Annotated in this window: 17 protein-coding genes; 3 read left to right on the forward strand and 14 right to left on the reverse strand. The window is 69.1% G+C overall.

Going from position 1 to position 17,692, the window contains the following annotated elements; genetic code table 11:
- Window position 1 precedes the first annotated feature (1 nt).
- Genes nuoL through ACIBVL_RS19335 form a run of 12 tightly spaced genes read right to left on the reverse strand, consistent with a single transcriptional unit; the run spans window position 2 to window position 12,914 of the window.
- Entirely contained in the window at window positions 2–1,966 is a 1,965-nt protein-coding gene (nuoL, locus tag ACIBVL_RS19280; protein ID WP_399098370.1) for an NADH-quinone oxidoreductase subunit L, read from the reverse strand.
- Window positions 1,967–1,981: 15 nt separating this feature from the next.
- Window positions 1,982–2,281, reverse strand: coding sequence for an NADH-quinone oxidoreductase subunit NuoK (nuoK, locus tag ACIBVL_RS19285; protein ID WP_003974374.1), 300 nt, complete (start codon window positions 2,279–2,281; stop codon window positions 1,982–1,984).
- Window positions 2,278–3,132 (reverse strand): NADH-quinone oxidoreductase subunit J, encoded by an 855-nt coding sequence (locus ACIBVL_RS19290; RefSeq protein ID WP_399098372.1) that lies wholly within the window; start codon window positions 3,130–3,132, stop codon window positions 2,278–2,280. Before ACIBVL_RS19290 ends, nuoK begins: the two co-directional genes overlap by 4 nt.
- Window positions 3,129–3,770: an NADH-quinone oxidoreductase subunit NuoI gene (nuoI, locus tag ACIBVL_RS19295; RefSeq protein ID WP_399098373.1), complete on the reverse strand. Its 642-nt coding sequence runs from the start codon at window positions 3,768–3,770 to the stop codon at window positions 3,129–3,131. The genes ACIBVL_RS19290 and nuoI overlap by 4 nt, the downstream gene beginning before the upstream one ends.
- The gene (nuoH, locus tag ACIBVL_RS19300; protein WP_399098374.1) at window positions 3,763–5,124 is read right to left on the reverse strand and encodes an NADH-quinone oxidoreductase subunit NuoH; all 1,362 of its coding nucleotides are present in this window, start codon (window positions 5,122–5,124) and stop codon (window positions 3,763–3,765) included. The genes nuoI and nuoH overlap by 8 nt, the downstream gene beginning before the upstream one ends.
- The gene (locus ACIBVL_RS19305; protein ID WP_399098375.1) at window positions 5,121–7,625 is read right to left on the reverse strand and encodes an NADH-quinone oxidoreductase subunit G; all 2,505 of its coding nucleotides are present in this window, start codon (window positions 7,623–7,625) and stop codon (window positions 5,121–5,123) included. The genes nuoH and ACIBVL_RS19305 overlap by 4 nt, the downstream gene beginning before the upstream one ends.
- On the reverse strand, window positions 7,622–8,971 hold the full coding sequence (gene nuoF / locus ACIBVL_RS19310) for an NADH-quinone oxidoreductase subunit NuoF (protein ID WP_399098376.1): 1,350 nt from the start codon (window positions 8,969–8,971) through the stop codon (window positions 7,622–7,624). The genes ACIBVL_RS19305 and nuoF overlap by 4 nt, the downstream gene beginning before the upstream one ends.
- Complete coding sequence (nuoE, locus tag ACIBVL_RS19315; protein WP_399098377.1) at window positions 8,968–9,855, reverse strand: NADH-quinone oxidoreductase subunit NuoE; 888 nt, start codon at window positions 9,853–9,855, stop codon at window positions 8,968–8,970. The genes nuoF and nuoE overlap by 4 nt, the downstream gene beginning before the upstream one ends.
- Window positions 9,852–11,189, reverse strand: coding sequence for an NADH-quinone oxidoreductase subunit D (locus tag ACIBVL_RS19320; RefSeq protein WP_399098378.1), 1,338 nt, complete (start codon window positions 11,187–11,189; stop codon window positions 9,852–9,854). The genes nuoE and ACIBVL_RS19320 overlap by 4 nt, the downstream gene beginning before the upstream one ends.
- Window positions 11,186–11,944 carry an NADH-quinone oxidoreductase subunit C gene (locus ACIBVL_RS19325; RefSeq protein WP_399098450.1) on the reverse strand — a complete coding sequence of 253 codons (759 nt, stop codon included), beginning with the start codon at window positions 11,942–11,944 and terminating at the stop codon, window positions 11,186–11,188. The genes ACIBVL_RS19320 and ACIBVL_RS19325 overlap by 4 nt, the downstream gene beginning before the upstream one ends.
- Window positions 11,945–11,985: 41 nt before the next feature.
- A complete protein-coding gene (locus ACIBVL_RS19330) occupies window positions 11,986–12,540 on the reverse strand; it encodes an NADH-quinone oxidoreductase subunit B family protein (protein WP_055635348.1) in 555 nt (184 codons plus the stop codon).
- A 14-nt stretch (window positions 12,541–12,554) separates the two neighbouring features.
- Window positions 12,555–12,914 carry an NADH-quinone oxidoreductase subunit A gene (locus tag ACIBVL_RS19335; RefSeq protein WP_007383963.1) on the reverse strand — a complete coding sequence of 120 codons (360 nt, stop codon included), beginning with the start codon at window positions 12,912–12,914 and terminating at the stop codon, window positions 12,555–12,557.
- Between the two features lie 757 nt (window positions 12,915–13,671).
- On the opposite strand from ACIBVL_RS19335, the gene ACIBVL_RS19340 reads away from it, so the two are divergent.
- Entirely contained in the window at window positions 13,672–14,469 is a 798-nt protein-coding gene (locus ACIBVL_RS19340) for a C40 family peptidase (RefSeq protein ID WP_399098379.1), read from the forward strand.
- 66 nt (window positions 14,470–14,535) lie between these two features.
- Here the strand turns inward: ACIBVL_RS19340 and ACIBVL_RS19345 are convergent, their stop codons facing one another.
- Window positions 14,536–15,852 (reverse strand): geranylgeranyl reductase family protein, encoded by a 1,317-nt coding sequence (locus ACIBVL_RS19345; protein WP_399098380.1) that lies wholly within the window; start codon window positions 15,850–15,852, stop codon window positions 14,536–14,538.
- Between the two features lie 70 nt (window positions 15,853–15,922).
- Here ACIBVL_RS19345 and ACIBVL_RS19350 point away from each other — a divergent pair, with 70 nt between their 5' ends.
- On the forward strand, window positions 15,923–16,465 hold the full coding sequence (locus tag ACIBVL_RS19350; RefSeq protein WP_399098381.1) for a GNAT family N-acetyltransferase: 543 nt from the start codon (window positions 15,923–15,925) through the stop codon (window positions 16,463–16,465).
- Window positions 16,466–16,610: 145 nt separating this feature from the next.
- Window positions 16,611–16,925, forward strand: coding sequence for a PASTA domain-containing protein (locus ACIBVL_RS19355; protein ID WP_399098382.1), 315 nt, complete (start codon window positions 16,611–16,613; stop codon window positions 16,923–16,925).
- Between the two features lie 61 nt (window positions 16,926–16,986).
- Here ACIBVL_RS19355 and ACIBVL_RS19360 read toward each other — a convergent pair whose 3' ends face one another.
- On the reverse strand, window positions 16,987–17,682 hold the full coding sequence (locus tag ACIBVL_RS19360) for a demethylmenaquinone methyltransferase (RefSeq protein WP_399098383.1): 696 nt from the start codon (window positions 17,680–17,682) through the stop codon (window positions 16,987–16,989).
- Window positions 17,683–17,692: the final 10 nt, after the last annotated feature.

The following is a 17,692-nucleotide window of genomic DNA, read 5'->3' on the forward strand; positions in this document are numbered from 1 at the left end:
ATCAGACCGCCCTCATCAGCAGGGTCGCGGCGATGAGAAGCGCCGCACCGCCGAACATCGAGACCGCGTACGACCGCGCGAAGCCGTTCTGCAGTCGGCGCAGCCGTCCGGAGAGGCCGCCGACCGAGGCCGCCGTGCCGTTGACGACACCGTCGACCAGGGTGTGGTCGACGTACACCAGTGAGCGTGTGAGGTGCTCGCCGCCGCGTACCAGGACGACGTGGTTGAAGTCGTCCTGGAGCAGGTCGCGGCGGGCGGCCCGGGTGAGCAGCGACCCGCGCGGGGCGACGACCGGGACCGGGCGGCGACCGTACTGGGCGTAGGCGATGCCGACGCCGATGACCAGGCAGACCATGGTCGCCCCGGTGACCGCCGCCACGCTGAGCGGGGAGTCGCCCTCACTGTGGCCGGTGACCGGCTCCAGCCAGTGCAGGAAGCGGTCGCCGATGCTGAAGAACCCACCCGCGAAGACCGACCCGAAAGCCAGCACGATCATGGGGATCGTCATGACCTTGGGCGACTCGTGCGGGTGCGGTTCGGCGTGCTCGCCGTGGTGTTCGGCGGCGGGCTCCGCGCTCGGCGCCTCCGGGGAGCGGGTGGGTTGGTTCTTCCAGCGCTCCTCCCCGAAGAACGTCATCAGCATCACGCGCGTCATGTAGTAGGCGGTGATGGCCGCGCCCAGCAGGGCGCACCCGCCGAGGATCCAGCCCTCGGTGCCGCCCTTGGCGAACGCCGCCTCGATGATCTTGTCCTTGGAGAAGAAGCCGGACAGACCGGGGAAGCCGATGATGGCGAGGTAGCCGAGGCCGAAGGTGATGAAGGTGATCGGCATGTACTTGCGCAGACCGCCGTACTTGCGCATGTCGACCTCGTCGTTCATGCCGTGCATGACCGAGCCGGCACCGAGGAACAGTCCGGCCTTGAAGAAGCCGTGTGTCACCAGGTGCATGATCGCGAAGACATAGCCGATGGGGCCGAGGCCCGCGGCCAGCACCATGTAGCCGATCTGCGACATCGTCGAGCCGGCCAGTGCCTTCTTGATGTCGTCCTTGGCACAACCGACGATCGCACCGAAGAGGAGCGTGACGGCTCCGACGACCGTGACGACGAGCTGTGCGTCGGGCGCGCCGTTGAAGATCGCCGCGGAGCGGACGATCAGGTAGACGCCGGCGGTCACCATGGTCGCCGCGTGGATGAGGGCGGAGACCGGGGTCGGGCCCTCCATGGCGTCCCCGAGCCAGGACTGCAGGGGCACCTGGGCGGACTTGCCGCAGGCGGCGAGCAGCAGCATCAGGGCGATCGCGGTGAGCTTGCCCTCGGTCGCGTCACCCGCGAGCCCCGCCTCCTCGTGCGTGCCGAGCAGTGGGCCGAAGGCGAAGGTCCCGAAGGTGGTGAACATCAGCATGATGGCGATCGACAGGCCCATGTCGCCGACGCGGTTGACCAGGAAGGCCTTCTTCGCCGCGGTGGCCGCGCTGGGCTTGTGCTGCCAGAAGCCGATCAGCAGGTAGGAGGCGAGACCGACGCCCTCCCAGCCGACGTACAACAGCAGGTAGTTGTCGGCGAGGACGAGCAGCAGCATCGCCGCGAGGAACAGGTTGAGGTAGCCGAAGAAGCGGCGGCGCCGCTCGTCGTGCTCCATGTACCCGACCGAGTACAGGTGGATCAGCGAGCCGACGCCCGTGATCAGCAGCACGAACGTCATCGACAGCTGGTCGAGGCGGAAGGCGACGTCCGCCTGGAAGCCCTCGACCGGGATCCAGCTGAACAGATGCTGCGTCAGCGTCCGGTCGTCGGCGCTCCTGCTGAGCAGGTCGCCGAAGAGGACGAGGCCGAACACGAAGGAGACGGCCGCGAGGAGCGTGCCGATCCAGTGGCCGACGGCGTCGAGCCGGCGGCCGCCGACCAGAAGGACGGCCGCTCCGAGCAGGGGCGCCGCGATCAGCAGCGCAATCAGGTTCTCCACGATTCTTCCGACCCCTTACAGCTTCATCAGGCTGGCGTCGTCGACCGAGGCCGAGTGGCGGGAACGGAACAGCGACACGATGATCGCGAGTCCCACCACGACCTCCGCGGCGGCGACGACCATCGTGAAGAAGGCGATGATCTGGCCGTCGAGATTGCCGTGCATCCGGGAGAAGGCGACGAACGCGAGGTTGCAGGCGTTGAGCATCAGCTCGATGCACATGAACACGACGATCGCGTTGCGCCTGATCAGCACGCCCGTCGCGCCGATCGTGAACAACAGGGCGGCGAGGTAGAGGTAGTTGACGGGATTCACTTCGACGCCTCCTCGGTCCGCCGAGAGTTCGGCTTGAGGTGCGGCGGCTCGGTCGCGCCCCGCTCCAGGCGGTCCTCGGCCCGCTGTTCCAGCGCCTTGAGGTCGTTCAGCGCCTCGGTGGACACGTCGCGGATCTGACCGCGCTCGCGCAGCGTGCTGCTGACGGTGAGCTCCGACGGGGTGCCGTCGGGCAGCAGGCCCGCGATGTCCACGGCGTTGTGCCGCGCGTACACGCCGGGCGCGGGCAGGGGCGGTAGGTGCCTGCCTTCCCGGACGCGCTGTTCGGACAGCTCGCGCTGGGTCTTCGCGCGCTCGGTGCGCTCGCGATGGGTGAGCACCATGGCGCCGACGGCGGCCGTGATCAGCAGGGCGCCGGTGATTTCGAAGGCGAAGACGTACTTGGTGAAGATGAGGGCGGCGAGGCCCTCCACGTTGCCGTTCGCGTTCGCCTGGGAGAGACCGTCGAACTCCGTCAGGGAGGCGTTGCCGATGCCGGCGATCAGCAGGATGCCGAAGCCGAGGCCGCACACCAGGGCCAGCCAGCGCTGGCCCTTGATGGTCTCCTTCAGGGAGTCCGCCGCGGTGACGCCGACCAGCATCACCACGAACAGGAACAGCATCATGATCGCGCCGGTGTAGACGACGATCTGGACGATGCCCAGGAAGTAGGCGCCGTTGGCGAGGTAGAACACCGCCAGGACGATCATGGTGCCGGCGAGGCACAGGGCACTGTGCACGGCCCTCTTCATGAAGACGGTGCACAGGGCGCCGATCACGGCGACCGTGCCGAGCACCCAGAACTGGAAGGCCTCGCCGGTGGAGGTGGAGTAGGCGGCGAGCTGGGCGGTCATCGGCGGATCACCTCCTCGGCGGCGGGCTCGTCCGGACCGAAGGTGGAGGCGGCCTCCTGAGGGACCTCACCCTTGGAGAGGGCCACCTGGCGCTCCGTACCGGGCGCGGCCTCGGTGACCAGGCCCCGGTAGTAGTCCTGCTCGTCCGTCCCCGGGTAGATCGCGTGCGGGGTGTCGACCATGCCGTCCTCGAGGCCGGCCAGCAGCTGCTCCTTGGTGTAGATCAGGTTGGCGCGGCTGGAGTCGGCGAGCTCGAACTCGTTCGTCATCGTGAGCGCGCGCGTGGGGCACGCCTCGATGCACAGGCCGCACAGAATGCAGCGGGCGTAGTTGATCTGGTACACGCGGCCGTACCGCTCGCCCGGTGAGTAGCGCTCCTCGTCGGTGTTGTCCGCGCCCTCGACGTAGATGGCGTCGGCGGGGCAGGCCCAGGCGCACAGCTCGCAGCCGACGCACTTCTCCAGGCCGTCCGGATGGCGGTTGAGCTGGTGCCGTCCGTGGAACCGCGGGGCCGTGGTCTTCTTCTGTTCCGGGTACTGCTCGGTCAGCCGCTTCTTGAACATGGCCTTGAAGGTCACGCCGAAGCCGGCCACGGGGTTCTGGAAACCGGGCTTGGTCTCCTTGGGCTCCTCATCCATCGGACGCCTCCTTTCCATCCTGCGATCCGTCACTGACAGTGCCCGACCCGCCACTGACAATCAGCTCCCGCTCCCGGTGCACACGGCGCCTGGGGACCGGCGGAAGCTCCTGTCCCGGCAGCGGTGGTACGGGGAATCCACCCGCCATCGGGTCGAACCCGGCGGGCTCGGCGGGGGCCTGCGCCTCCTTCGCGCCGCTGCGGAACATGTCCGCGACGAAGGAGAGCAGCAGCAGGACCAGGACACCGCCGCCGACGTAGAGGGCGATGTCTGCGAAGTCGTAGTTCTCGTTGCGCAGGGTCCGTACGGTCGCGACGAGCATCAGCCAGGTCACCGACACCGGGATCAGGACCTTCCAGCCGAGCTTCATCAGCTGGTCGTAGCGGACGCGGGGGAGCGTGCCGCGCAGCCAGATGAAGAAGAACAACAGCAGCTGGACCTTGACGACGAACCAGAGCAGCGGCCACCAGCCGTGGTTCGCGCCCTCCCAGAAGGCGCTGATCGGCCAGGGTGCCCGCCAGCCGCCCAGGAAGAGCGTGGTCGACACGGCCGAGACGGTCACCATGTTGACGTACTCGGCGAGCATGAACATCGCGAACTTGATCGACGAGTACTCGGTGTTGAAGCCGCCGACCAGGTCGCCCTCGGACTCCGGCATGTCGAAGGGGGCGCGGTTGGTCTCGCCGACCATCGTGACGATGTAGAGGATGAAGGAGACCGGCAGCAGGAGGATGTACCAGCGGTCCTGCTGCTGCTCGACGATCGTCGACGTCGACATCGATCCCGAGTAGAGGAACACCGAGGCGAACGCGGCGCCCATGGCGATCTCGTAGGAGATCATCTGCGCGCACGAGCGCAGGCCGCCCAGCAGCGGATACGTGGATCCGGAACTCCAGCCCGCGAGGACGATGCCGTAGATGCCGACCGAGGCGACCGCGAGGATGTAGAGCATCGCGATCGGCAGGTCGGTGAGCTGCATCGTGGTGCGGGTGCCGAAGATGGAGATCTCGTTGTCGGCCGGGCCGAAGGGGATCACCGCGATCGCCATGAAGGCGGGGACGGCCGCGACGATCGGCGCGAGAACGTACACCACCTTGTCGGCGCGTTTGACGATGACGTCTTCCTTCAGCATCAGCTTGATGCCGTCGGCGAGCGACTGGAGCATGCCCCAGGGGCCGTGCCGGTTGGGGCCGATGCGCAACTGCATCCAGGCGACGACCTTGCGCTCCCAGACGATGGAGAACAGCACGGTCACCATCAGGAAGGCGAAGCAGAAGATCGCCTTGACGAGGACCAGCCACCAGGGGTCGCGGCCGAACATCGAGAGGTCTTCAGCGGCGAGGTACGGGCTCATGCCTCCACCTCCTTGGGGGCTTCGGCGGCGGCCGTCGGCGGGCCGATGCGGACGAGGGAGCCGGGCGTGGCCCCGGAGTCGGAGGCGACGCCCCCGCCGGTGGAGTTCAGCGGGAGCCAGACCACCCGGTCGGGCATCTCGGTGATCTGGAGCGGCAGTTCGACCACTCCCCGGGCGCCGGTCACGGCGAGGACCTCGCCGTCCTCGACGCCCGCTTCGGCGGCGGTGGCCGCCGACAGGCGCGCGCGTGCCGCGTGCCGTGTCCCGGCGAGCGCCTCGTCGCCCTCCTGCAGGACGCCCTGGTCGAGCAAGAGCCGGTGCCCGGCGAGCACGGCCTCCCCTGCGGCAGGCCTCGGCAGCACGCCCGGCGTCTCCCGGGGTTCGGTGCCCCGCGGGCCGTCCCAGGCACCAAGCCGGTCCAGCTCCGCGCGGACGGTGCGCAGGTCCGGCAGGCCCAGATGGATGTCCATGGCGTCGGCGACCATCTGCAGCACGCGCGCGTCGGACGGCGCGAGGCCTCGGGTCATCTGGTCGGGCTTGAGCGCGGCCTCGAAGAAGCGGACCCGGCCTTCCCAGTTCAGGAAGGCTCCCGCTTTCTCGGCGACCGCAGCGACGGGCAGGACGACGTCCGCGAGCCGCGTGACCTCGCTGGGCCGCAGCTCCAGAGAGACCACGAAGCCGGCCTCGGCCAGCGCCTCACGCGCGCGTGCCGGGTCGGGCAGGTCGGCGACCTCCACGCCCGCGACGAGCAGCGCCTGCAGTTCGCCGGCCGCGGCGGCCTCGACGATCTGTCCGGCGTCCCGGCCGTAGCGGTGTGGGAGTTCGGCGACCCCCCAGGCGGCGGCGACCTCCTCCCGCGCGCGCGGGTCGGTGGCCGGGCGCCCGCCCGGCAGCAGCGACGGCAGCGCGCCCACCTCGATCGCGCCCCGCTCCCCCGCCCGGCGCGGAATCCACACCAGCGAGGCCCCGGTGGCGTTGGCGGCCCGTGCGGCCGCGGTGAGGCCTCCGGCCACACCCGCCAGCCGCTCTCCTACGACGATCACCGCGCCCTCGGTGCGCAGCGCCTCGGCGGCCCTGCCGCCCGCCTCGTCCAGGCCGACTCCGCCGGCGAGCGCGTCCAGCCACTCGGTCTCGGTGCCGGGAGCGGCGGGCAACAGCGTGCCGCCCGCCTTCTCCAGACCGCGGGTGGCGTGCGTGGCCAGCGAGAACACCTTCTGTCCGCGCTTGCGCCAGGCCTTGCGCAGCCTCAGGAAGACGCCCGGCGCCTCCTCCTCGGACTCGAAGCCGACCAGCAGGACGGCGGGCGCCTTCTCCAGAGAGGTGTACGTGACGCCCGTACCGTCGAGGTCACGGCCGCGGCCGGCCACCCGGGCCGCCAGGAAGTCGGCCTCCTCGCCGCTGTGCGGGCGCGCGCGGAAGTCGATGTCGTTGGTGTCGAGCGCCACGCGCGCGAACTTGCTGTAGGCGTACGCGTCCTCGATGGTGAGCCTGCCGCCGGTCAGGACGCCGGTCCGGCCGCGCGAGGCCAGCAGGCCCTGTGCGGCGATCTGCAACGCCTCCGGCCAGGACGCGGGTTCCAGGTCGCCCTCCGCGTTGCGCACCAGGGGCGTCTCGAGCCGGTCGCGCTGCTGCGCGTACCGGAACGCGAACCGCCCCTTGTCGCAGATCCACTCCTCGTTGACCTCGGGGTCGTTGGCCGCCAGGCGTCGCATGACCTTGCCGCGCCGGTGGTCGGTGCGGGTGGCGCAGCCGCCGGAGCAGTGCTCGCACACCGAAGGGGAGGAGACCAGGTCGAAGGGGCGGGAGCGGAATCGGTACGCCGCCGAGGTCAGCGCGCCGACCGGGCAGATCTGGATGGTGTTGCCGGAGAAGTACGACTCGAACGGATCGCCCTCACCGGTGCCGACCTGCTGCAGCGCGCCCCGCTCGATCAGCTCGATCATCGGGTCGCCCGCGACCTGGTTGGAGAACCGGGTGCAGCGGGCGCACAGCACGCACCGCTCACGGTCCAGCAGCACCTGTGTGGAGATCGGGACGGGCTTCTCGTACGTCCGTTTGCGGCCCTCGAAGCGGGACTCCGCGTTGCCGTGCGACATCGCCTGGTTCTGCAGGGGGCACTCGCCGCCCTTGTCGCAGACCGGGCAGTCCAGTGGGTGGTTGATGAGGAGCAGCTCCATCACACCGTGCTGGGCCTTCTCGGCGGCCGGCGAGGTGAGGTGCGTCTTCACCACCATCCCGTCCGTGCACGTGATCGTGCAGGACGCCATCGGCTTGCGCTGGCCCTCGACCTCGACGATGCACTGGCGGCAGGCGCCGGCCGGGTCGAGGAGGGGGTGGTCGCAGAAGCGGGGGATCTCGATGCCGAGCTGCTCGGCGGCCCGGATGACCAGCGTGCCCTTGGGCACGCTGATCTCCGCGCCGTCGATGGTCAGCGTCACGAGATCCTCCGGCGGGACCGCCGCCTCTCCCCCTCCCGCGGGAGCGCTGGTGGTCACGGTCATGCGTTCACCTCCGGGCGGTCGGCCCAGGCCGTCGACTTCGCCGGGTCGAAGGGGCAGCCCCGGCCGGTGATGTGCTCCTCGTACTCCTCGCGGAAGTACTTGAGCGAGGAGAAGATCGGCGAGGCGGCGCCGTCGCCGAGGGCGCAGAACGACTTGCCGTTGATGTTGTCGGCGATGTCGTTCAGCTTGTCGAGGTCGGACATGGCCCCCTTGCCGGCCTCGATGTCGCGCAGCAGCTGTACGAGCCAGTACGTCCCTTCGCGGCAGGGTGTGCACTTGCCGCAGGACTCGTGGGCGTAGAACTCGGTCCAGCGGGTGACGGCGCGTACGACACAGGTCGTCTCGTCGAAGCACTGGAGAGCTTTCGTGCCGAGCATGGAACCCGCGGCGCCCACTCCTTCGTAGTCAAGAGGGACGTCGAGGTGCTCGTCGGTGAACATCGGGGTCGAGGAGCCGCCCGGCGTCCAGAACTTGAGGCGGTGGCCCGGTCGCATGCCGCCGCTCATCTCGAGGAGCTGACGGAGGGTGATGCCGAGCGGGGCCTCGTACTGGCCGGGGCCGGCGACATGGCCGCTGAGCGAGTAGAGCGTGAAGCCCGGGGACTTCTCGCTGCCCATCGACCTGAACCATTCTTTCCCGTTTTTCAGGATCGCGGGAACTGACGCGATCGACTCGACGTTATTCACCACAGTCGGGCAGGCGTAGAGGCCTGCGACAGCAGGGAAAGGGGGACGCAGCCGCGGTTGACCACGGCGGCCTTCGAGCGAGTCCAGCAGCGCGGTCTCCTCACCGCAGATGTACGCGCCGGCGCCGGCGTGCACGGTGAGTTCGAGGTCCAGTCCGCTGCCCAGGACGTTCTCGCCGAGGTAGCCCGCCGCGTAGGCCTCGCGCACGGCCTCGTGCAACCGCCGCAGAACGGGGACCACTTCACCACGCAGATAGATGAAGGCATGCGACGACCTGATGGCATAACACGCGATCACAATGCCCTCGATGAGGCTGTGCGGGTTCGCGAAGAGGAGCGGGATGTCCTTGCAGGTACCCGGCTCCGATTCGTCGGCGTTGACAACTAGATAGTGCGGCTTTCCATCACCTTGGGGAATGAACTGCCATTTCATTCCCGTCGGGAATCCCGCGCCGCCGCGCCCGCGCAGACCGGAGTCCTTGACGTACGCGATCACTTCGTCCGGGGACATGGCGAGCGCCTTGCGGAGTCCCTCGTACCCCTCGTGCCTTCGGTAGACGTCCAGCGACCAGGACCTCTCCTCGTCCCAGAAGGCCGACAGCACGGGTGCGAGCAGCTTCTCGGGGCTGTTGCCTTTCAGCTCGGGTGCCAAGGTCATCACTCCCCCTCCTCGGCGGCGGGCCCGGCCGGGTGGGCCGGGTCGGAGGCCGATGTGTCCTGCGGCGCGTCATGGGAACTGAGGTGCTCGGCCGGCGACGGCTCGTGCGGTGTCGCGTCGCTCGGCGCCCTGTCCTGCGGTTCGTCGTGCGGCCTGCCGTCGCGCGGGTGGACCACGCGAGCGGGTGCGGTCTCTCCCCTGGCCAGGCGGAGGCCGACGAGGGACGCCGGTCCCGCGCTGCCGCTCGCCTCGACGGCGCCGTCCCGCCCGTCGGGGAAGCCCGCCAGGATCCGGGCGGTCTCCTTGAAGGTGCACAGCGGCGCCCCGCGCGTGGGCGACACCGGGCGTCCGGTCCTCAGGTCGTCCACCAGGCGCTTCGCGCTGCGCACGGTCTGGTTGTCGAAGAACTCCCAGTTGACCATCACGACCGGCGCGAAGTCGCAGGCCGCGTTGCACTCGATGTGCTCCAGGGTGATCTTTCCGTCGTCGGTGGTCTCGCCGTTGCCGACGCCGAGGTACTCCTGCAGCGACTCGAAGATCGCGTCACCGCCCATCACCGCGCAGAGGGTGTTGGTGCAGACGCCCACCTGGTAGTCACCGCTCGGCCGGCGGCGGTACATGGTGTAGAAGGTGGCGACCGCGGTGACCTCGGCCGTGGTCAGGCCCAGTACGTCCGCGCAGAACCGCATCCCGGTGCGCGTGACGTGTCCCTCCTCCGACTGCACGAGATGCAGCAACGGCAGGAGCGCGGACCGGGAGTCGGGGTAGCGGGCGATGATCTCGCGCGCGTCCGCCTCCAGCCGGGTCCGGACGTCGTCCGGGTAGGCGGGCGCGGGCAGTTCGGGCATGCCCAGGCTGACGCCCCGCTCGGAAGATGAGGTGGTCACCGGTCGACGCCTCCCATCACGGGGTCGATGGACGCGACGGCGACGATGACGTCGGCGACCTGGCCGCCCTCGCACATCGCCGCCATGGCCTGCAGGTTGGTGAAGGACGGGTCCCGGAAGTGGACCCGGTAGGGTCGGGTGCCTCCGTCGGAAACGGCGTGCACCCCGAGTTCGCCCTTGGGTGACTCGACCGCCGCGTACGCCTGTCCCGGCGGGACGCGGAAGCCCTCGGTGACCAGCTTGAAGTGGTGGATCAGGGCCTCCATGGAGGTGCCCATGATCTTCTTGATGTGGTCGAGGGAGTTGCCGAGGCCGTCCGGGCCCAGGGCGAGCTGGGCCGGCCAGGCGATCTTCTTGTCGCCGACCATCACCGGCCCGGGCTGCAGCCGGTCCAGGCACTGCTCGACGATCCTCAGCGACTGGCGCATCTCCTCCAGGCGGACGAGGAAGCGGCCGTAGGCGTCGCAGGAGTCGGCGGTCGGGACGTCGAAGTCGTACGTCTCGTAGTCGCAGTACGGCTGGGCCTTGCGCAGGTCGTGCGGGAGGCCGGTGGAGCGCAGGATCGGGCCGGTGGCGCCGAGGGCCATGCAGCCGGCCAGGTCGAGGTAGCCGATGTCCTGCATACGGGCCTTGAAGATGGGGTTCCCGGTGGCGAGCTTGTCGTACTCGGGGAGGTTCTTCTTCATCTTCTTGACGAACTCGCGGATCTGGTCCACCGCGCCGGGCGGCAGGTCCTGGGCGAGTCCGCCGGGACGGATGTACGCGTGGTTCATCCTGAGGCCCGTGATGAGCTCGTAGATGTCGAGGATCATCTCCCGGTCGCGGAAACCGTAGATCATGATCGTGGTGGCGCCGAGCTCCATGCCGCCGGTGGCGATGCACACCAGGTGGGAGGACATCCGGTTCAGCTCCATCAGGAGCACCCGGATGATCTTGGCTCGCTCGGGGATCTGGTCCTCGATGCCGAGGAGCTTCTCGACGGCGAGACAGTAGGCGGTCTCGTTGAAGAAGGACGTCAGGTAATCCATGCGCGTCACGAACGTGGTGCCCTGGGTCCACGTGCGGAACTCGAGGTTCTTCTCGATGCCGGTGTGGAGGTAGCCGATGCCGCAGCGGGCCTCGGTGACCGTCTCGCCCTCGATCTCCAGGATGAGGCGCAGCACTCCGTGGGTGGAGGGGTGCTGAGGGCCCATGTTGACGACGATGCGCTCGTCGTCGGCGCGGGCCGCGGACTGGACGACCTCGTCCCAGTCGCCACCGGTGACCGTGTATACGGTGCCCTCGGTGGTCTCGCGCGCCGAAGCGGCTGCGGCTGCTGACTGCGTGTTGCTCACGAGTACGACCTCCGCTGGTCCGGAGCCGGGATCTGGGCGCCCTTGTACTCGACGGGGATGCCGCCGAGGGGATAGTCCTTGCGCTGCGGATGGCCCTGCCAGTCGTCCGGCATCATGATCCGCGTCAGGGCCGGGTGACCGTCGAAGACGATCCCGAAGAAGTCGTAGGTCTCGCGCTCGTGCCAGTCGTTGGTCGGATACACCGCGACCAGGGACGGGATGTGCGGCTCGGCGTCCGGGGCGCTGACCTCGAGGCGGATCTGCCGGTTGTGGGTGATCGAGCGCAGGTGGTAGACGGCGTGCAGTTCGCGGCCCTTGTCGTTCGGGAAGTGGACTCCGCTCACGCCCATGCAGAGCTCGAAGCGCAGGGCCGGGTCGTCGCGCAGGGTGCGGGCGACGCGGGGCAGGTGGGCGCGCTCGATGTGGAAGGTGAGTTCGCCGCGGTCGACGACCGTCTTCTCGATCGCGTTCTCCGGGAGGAGACCCTGCTCCTCCAGCGCGCCTTCCAGTTCGTCGGCGACCTCGTCGAACCAGCCGCCGTAGGGCCGGGCCGCCGGGCCCGGCAGGCGGACGGAGCGGACCAGGCCGCCGTAGCCGGAGGTGTCGCCGCCGTTGTTGGCGCCGAACATGCCGCGCTGGACGCGGACCTCCTCACCACCCTCCCCGCGCCGGCCGGGGAGGTTGGAGGCGGAGAGGTCCTTCTCGGGGTTCGCCCCGTTCGCGGAACCGTTCACGCCGTTCGCGGAACCGTTCACGCCCTTGGCGCCGCCCGCGCCGTTGGTGCCGTTCGCGTCGCTCACCGCAGCAGCCCCTTCATCTCGATCGTGGGCAGGGCCTTGAGCGCCGCTTCCTCCGCCTCGCGGGCCGCCTCCTCGGCGTTCACGCCCAGCTTGGAGTTCTGGATCTTGTGATGGAGCTTGAGGATCGCGTCCATCAGCATCTCGGGACGCGGCGGACAGCCGGGCAGATAGATGTCGACGGGGACGATGTGATCGACACCCTGGACGATCGCGTAGTTGTTGAACATGCCGCCCGAGGACGCGCACACGCCCATGGAGATGACCCACTTCGGGTTCGGCATCTGGTCGTAGACCTGCCTGAGCACCGGCGCCATCTTCTGGCTCACCCGGCCGGCGACGATCATGAGGTCGGCCTGGCGCGGGGAACCGCGGAAGACCTCCATGCCGAAGCGGGCCAGGTCGTAGCGGCCGGCGCCGGTGGTCATCATCTCGATGGCACAGCAGGCGAGGCCGAACGTGGCGGGGAAGACGGACGCCTTGCGCACCCAGCCCGCGGCCTGCTCGACGGTGGTCAGCAGGAAACCGCTCGGCAGCTTTTCTTCGAGTCCCATGACTTAAAGGCCCCTCAGTCCCATTCCAGGCCGCCGCGCCGCCATACGTACGCGTACGCGACGAAGACGGTGAGCACGAAGAGCAGCATCTCCACGAGCCCGAAGACACCCAGGGCGTCGAAGGTGACGGCCCAGGGGTAGAGGAAGACGATCTCGATGTCGAAGACGATGAAGAGCATCGCCGTCAGGTAGTACTTGATGGGGAAGCGCCCGCCGCCGGCCGGCGTGGGGGTCGGCTCGATACCGCACTCGTAGGCCTCGAGCTTCGCGCGGTTGTACCGCTTTGGCCCGATCAACGTGGCCATGACCACGGAGAAGATCGCAAAGCCTGCCCCGAGGGCTCCCAGTACGAGGATGGGCGCATACGCGTTCACCGCTCCTCGCTCCTCTCAGTCGGCACTGACTGCTGGCGATGGCATCGGACTCACATCAGCCCCACCGGCCCCACGAACCCCGCCTGTTCCGGCGAAGATCGCGAACATGTGAAGCAGGTCACAAGCCCAACTGCCTCGCATCTTATGCCTGCCGCTCTGTGATCTGCGACACGGGGTATTACACAAGCTTTGTGATCTCCACCACCTGATGAACGATCATGAAGTCATATCGGCGGTGATCTTCACACTGGAAGCGTCAGAGTGATCACCAGAAGTGACATTTGCGGTCGTCGCCGCAGGCCGCAGCGGGCGTCTCTATATCAAGAGGCTTCCCGTGCATGCAAATTGGCGATGGACGCCGCGCCTTGATAGAGGGGCCGCGTTCACACCCCGGAGAGGGGTCGGAAGTCGGGTGTGGACGCGTGCACGCGTTCTCGAGCGGCGCGCGGGGCCGGAGTGAAGTCGATCTACGCGCGTGACGCGGCCGTATCGGTGACCGTTCCGTGACCTCCGCCACATCAATGAGAGACCTCTGAGAACCGGGCTTGGCCAACGATCCCCACCGATGGTAGGCGGAGGGCAATTCGGGCGTAACAGCGAAAGCCCATGATCACAGGCCCGATCACCCTTGTCCACAATGTCCGTTACGGCGTCAATAAAGAATGGAGTGAAGGGCGTTCGAGGGTTCCGTTGAACAAATGTGGCGCAGCACACGTTTCTTGAAGGTATGGAGGAGCCCCTGATACCGGTTGGACTCATGTCCCACACCGCTCACATACGCAGCCACCGGAAACCCCGCCGCAGCGCGTCGACGATCGCGATGCGGGCCGGAGTCGCCAGTGGTGTACTCGGCACGCTGGCCGTCGCCACGGCGGCCGGTTCGGCCAACGCCGCCGAGCCGGTGACCCAGACGCTCGAACTGCCCGTGTTCACGGGTGACCTGGCCGCCCAGGTGGCGCAGTCCGCGGAGGCCACGCAGCAGGCCGCCGCCAACTACCAGCTCGAGGCCGAGCGCGACGCGGCCGCCGCCGCCGCGGCCAAGGAGGCCAAGAAGGACCTCGCCGCCGCCAAGAAGGCCGAGGCGAAGAAGAAGGCCGAGGAGGCCCGTAAGGCCGCCGCGGAGGCCGCCTCGCGCAGCGCCGAGCGGACCACGCTCGCCACGTCGGCGGGCAGCAGCTCCACCAGCACGTCGACCGCGACCGGTTCGGCCGCTGCCGTCATCGCCTTCGTGAAGGCGCAGATCGGCGACGCCTATGTCTCCGGCGGCACCGGACCCAGCTCCTGGGACTGCTCCGGCCTCGTGCAGGCCGCCTTCAAGCAGGTCGGCGTCGACCTGCCGCGCGTCTCCCAGGACCAGTCGACCCAGGGCACCCAGGTCTCGCTGAGCAACCTGCGGCCGGGCGACATCCTCTACTGGGGCGGGGCGGGCAGCGCCTACCACGTGGCGGTCTACGTCGGTGACGGCATGTTCGTCGGCGCGCAGAACCCGTCCACCGGTGTGGCCGAGAAGCCTCTTTCGTACGACCCGCCGAGCGGCGCGGTGCGGGTGCTCTGACAGCACCCCGCACCTCTCACGCGCAAGGGCCGCAGCCGCTCGGGGGCAGCGGCCCTTCGCGCTGCCTCAGGCCTTCGGTGCCACCTTGCTCAGGCCGTTGATGATGCGGTCCATCGCGTCGCCGCCGGTGGGGTCGGTCAGGTTCGCGAGCATCTTGAGCGTGAACTTCATCAGCAGCGGGTGCGTCAGACCGCGCTGGGCGGCGATCTTCATGACCTTCGGGTTGCCGATGAGCTTCACGAAGGCGCGGCCGAGCGTGTAGTAGCCGCCGTAGGTGTCGGCGAGAATCTGCGGGTAGCGCCGCAGGGCGAGTTCGCGCTGGGCGGGGGTGGCGCGGGCGTGGGCCTGCACGATGACGTCGGCGGCGATCTGCCCGGACTCCATGGCGTAGGCGATGCCCTCGCCGTTGAAGGGGTTGACCAGGCCGCCCGCGTCGCCGACCAGCAACAGGCCCTTGGTGTAGTGGGGCTTGCGGTTGAAGGCCATGGGCAGGGCGGCGCCGCGGATCGGGCCGGTCATGTTTTCGGGGGTGTAGCCCCAGTCCTCCGGCATGGACGCGCACCAGGCCTTGAGGACCTCGCGCCAGTCGAGCTCCTTGAAGGAGTCGGAGGTGTTCAGCACGCCCAGGCCGACGTTCGACGTCCCGTCGCCCATGCCGAAGATCCAGCCGTAGCCCGGCAGCAGCCGGTCCTCGGGCCCCCGGCGGTCCCACAGCTCCAGCCAGGACTCCAGGTAGTCGTCTTCGTGGCGCGGGGAGGTGAAGTACGTGCGGACCGCCACACCCATCGGGCGGTCCTCACGGCGGTGCAGGCCCATCGCCAGGGAGAGCCGGGTGGAGTTGCCGTCGGCGGCCACCACCAGCGGGGCGTGGAAGGTGACTTCCCGCTTCTCCTCGCCCAGCTTGGCGTGCACACCGGTGATACGGCCGGTGCGGTCGTCGACGATCGGGGCGCCGACGTTGCAGCGCTCGTAGAGGCGGGCGCCCGCCTTCTGGGCCTGGCGGGCCAGTTGCTCGTCGAAGTCGTCGCGCTTGCGGACCAGGCCGTAGTCGGGGAAGGAGGCGAGATCCGGCCAGTCCAGCTGCAGCCGCACTCCGCCGCCGATGATCCTGAGCCCCTTGTTCCTCAGCCAGCCGGCCTCTTCGGAGATGTCGATGCCCATGGCCACGAGCTGCTTGGTGGCGCGGGGGGTGAGGCCGTCGCCGCAGACCTTCTCGCGCGGGAACTCGGTCTTCTCCAGCAGGAGTACGTCGAGTCCCGCCTTGGCGAGGTAGTAGGCGGTCGTGGAGCCGGCCGGCCCCGCGCCGACGACGATGACATCGGCGCTGTTCTGGGAGAACGACTCGGAGGAGGGCTCGGAGTGGGGCTCGGTCTCGACGGTCACGGCGGGATCTCCCCAAGTTCGGAATCTACGTGCCGACCGGCACTGGACACGGGCAGTCTATTCAGCAGAATTGATCACCCGGCTGAAGGGCTGCCCCGTGAACCGAGCTCTCCCCGTAGTACGGCTGCGTGTCCCCTCGGACGAGGACGCGGTCGCCTGGCACCGGGTCTTCGACCACCCGGACGTCATGGAGTTCCACGGCGGCCGGTCCGCCGAGCTCTCCTTCTACGAGGAGCTCACCGCACGCCAGCGCCGGCACGACGCCGAGCACGGCTTCTGCCTGTGGACCATGCTCGACCGCGACGACCGGGTCATCGGGTTCACCGGCGCCCAGCCGTGGCCGCGGGACTGGGGGCCCAAGGGCGAGATCGAGATCGGGTGGCGGCTGGGGCGGGAGCACTGGGGGCAGGGGTATGTGACGGCGGCCGCGCAGATGACCCTGGAGCGGGTGCGGGCGGCCGGGGTGCCGGGGGTGGTGGCCATGGTCGACGCGGGCAACGCGCGCTCCATCGCCGTCACACGGCGCCTGGGGATGCGGCTCGCGGAGGTCTTCACCACTCCGGAGTCGAAGCGGAAGGGGCACTGCTACCGGCTCGACCTCCAGCCCCGGTGACATCCCGGCGCCACGACATCGCTAACGCGGAGTAGTCAAAAGCCACGGAAAGATACTCAGCGCTTCCGAACGGCACCCGCGTGCGGTTACCCTTCCAGTACCGCTGGGGGTGACATCTGTGCTCATACCACCCAAAACACCCGAAGTGCGCGTACCTCGGTTCGTCGGCCTGATGGCCGTGGACGCGCGCGAGGCGGCCATGGCGCGAGGTGTGCTGCTGGCCGCACCGGACCGGCCCGACTTCCATCGCGCCGTCGTCGACTACGTCGTACGGCAGTACCCACCGCCCGGAGCCGAGGTGCCACGCGGGGCCGTCGTGACCGTGTGGTTCGACTTCGCCGAGGGCGAGGGCGGTGGCGGTGCGGGCGTACGGGAGCCACGCGTGCCGAGACCGGGGGGAGGCGGGCTGCAGCGCGAGCTTGACCAGGCCCGGGATCCCTTCGAGGCGATCAGCAGATGAGTCCCGTGCCGACGGCTCGGGCACCCAATGCCCCTGAGGCGCCCGGCGGCCCCTGAGAGCCTCAGCTCTCCTTGAAGCCCCGGTGCAGGGTCACCACGCCGCCCGTCAGGTTGCGCCAGGCGACCCTGGACCAGCCGGCCTTGCGCAGCCGCTCGGCCAGCGCGGGCTGGTCGGGCCAGGCGCGGATGGACTCGGCGAGGTAGACGTAGGCGTCCGGGTTCGAGGAGACCGCGCGGGCGACCGGGGGCAGGGCGCGCATCAGGTACTCGGTGTAGACGGTGCGGAAGGGCGCCCACGTCGGGTGGGAGAACTCGCAGATCACGACCCTCCCGCCGGGCTTGGTCACCCGGTGCATCTCGCGCAGCGCGGCGTCGAAGTCCTGCACATTGCGCAGGCCGAAGGAGATGGTGACGGCGTCGAAGGTGTCGTCCTTGAACGGCAGCCGCGTCGCGTCCCCGGCCGTGAACGGCAGCCAGGTGTGCTTCTTCTTGCCGACCTGGAGCATGCCGAGGGAGAAGTCGCAGGGGACGACGTACGCGCCGGTCCGCGCGAAGGGCAGGGAGGAGGTGGCCGTGCCCGCGGCGAGGTCCAGGACCTTCTGCGCCGGGCGGGCGTCGACCGCCTTCGCGACCTCCTTGCGCCACCTCCGGTCCTGGCCGAGCGACAGCACGTCGTTCGTGAGGTCGTACCGTTCCGCCACGCGGTCGAACATCGAGGCGACTTCGTGGGGCTGCTTGTTCAGGGAAGCGCGGGTCACCTCGACATTC

Source organism: Streptomyces sp. NPDC049687, assembly GCF_044465285.1.
Lineage (GTDB): Bacteria > Actinomycetota > Actinomycetes > Streptomycetales > Streptomycetaceae > Streptomyces.

Coding starts and splice junctions, on each gene's coding strand:
- nuoH (WP_399098374.1), bottom strand. CDS start 5,124: ATGAGCCCGTACCTCGCCGCTGAAGACCTCTCGATGTTCGGCCGCGAC.
- ACIBVL_RS19290 (WP_399098372.1), bottom strand. CDS start 3,132: ATGACCGCCCAGCTCGCCGCCTACTCCACCTCCACCGGCGAGGCCTTC.
- ACIBVL_RS19340 (WP_399098379.1), top strand. CDS start 13,672: ATGTCCCACACCGCTCACATACGCAGCCACCGGAAACCCCGCCGCAGC.
- ACIBVL_RS19330 (WP_055635348.1), bottom strand. CDS start 12,540: ATGGGACTCGAAGAAAAGCTGCCGAGCGGTTTCCTGCTGACCACCGTC.
- ACIBVL_RS19305 (WP_399098375.1), bottom strand. CDS start 7,625: ATGACCGTGACCACCAGCGCTCCCGCGGGAGGGGGAGAGGCGGCGGTC.
- nuoI (WP_399098373.1), bottom strand. CDS start 3,770: ATGGATGAGGAGCCCAAGGAGACCAAGCCCGGTTTCCAGAACCCCGTG.